This is a genomic window from Rhizobacter sp. P3_B12, from assembly GCF_056402895.1.
In genome coordinates this window covers 1-773 of record NZ_JBFUGN010001604.1, presented here as the reverse complement: position 1 = coordinate 773, position 773 = coordinate 1, and the positions used below count along the sequence as shown (strand labels likewise).

Sequence of the window (773 nt, the reverse complement as noted above, 5' to 3'; positions counted from 1 at the left end):
GCCAAGTACCGCTGGGCGCACCTGGACATCGCCGGCACCGCCTGGAAGTCCGGCGCGGCCAAGGGCGCGACCGGCCGGCCGGTGCCGCTGCTGACCCAGTTCGTGCTGTCGCAGGCAAAGTAATGCCGCAGCCCGCACAAGCCGCTCCATCAAGCAACTCCCCAGGATCCGGCTTTGCCGGGCCGAGTGGGAGGCGCCCCCTCGGGGGGCAGGAGCGCAGCGACGTGGGGGCTCCATGACCGAGGTCAGCTTCCACTTCAACGTGCCCGACAGGCTGTCGTATGCGTGCAGATTGCTGCGCAAGGCGACTCGCCGCGGTGCACGCGTGGTGGTCGCAGGCCCCGCACCGGTGCTCGGGCGCCTCGACAAGCAGCTGTGGGTGTTCGAACCCACCGATTTCGTGCCCCATGTGCATGCACGCGCCGGCCAGGCGATCGCACCGCGGCTCGCGCACACGCCGGTGTGGCTGGTCGAGCAGGTGGCCGATGCGCCGCACCACGAGGTGCTGCTGAACCTGGGCGAAGAACCTGCCGACGGCTTCGAGAGCTTCGAGCGCGTGATCGAATTGGTCTCGCGCGACGGCGACGACCGCCCGTCGGGCCGGGCGCGCTGGAAGCACTACACCGATCGCGGTTACCCGATCGTGCGGCACGACGTCGCGCAGGAGGGTGGATGAAGCGGGCCGAGCGCTGGACCGTTCCCGAGCCGGCCCGCATCCCCTCGGGGGATCGATCGATGTACCCCGCATCCCCTCGGGGGATCGATCGATGTAC

At 70.0% G+C, this 773-nt stretch carries 2 protein-coding genes; both read left to right on the top strand.

All coding sequences use genetic code 11. The features are described 5' to 3' along the window. A partial coding sequence (locus AC1D01_RS37170) for a hypothetical protein (RefSeq protein WP_477874889.1) occupies positions 1-123 on the top strand: 123 nt, incomplete at its 5' end. Positions 124-235: 112 nt separating this feature from the next. Continuing rightward, positions 236-676, top strand: coding sequence for a DNA polymerase III subunit chi (locus tag AC1D01_RS37165; RefSeq protein ID WP_169673440.1), 441 nt, complete (start codon positions 236-238; stop codon positions 674-676). Positions 677-773 lie beyond the last annotated feature (97 nt).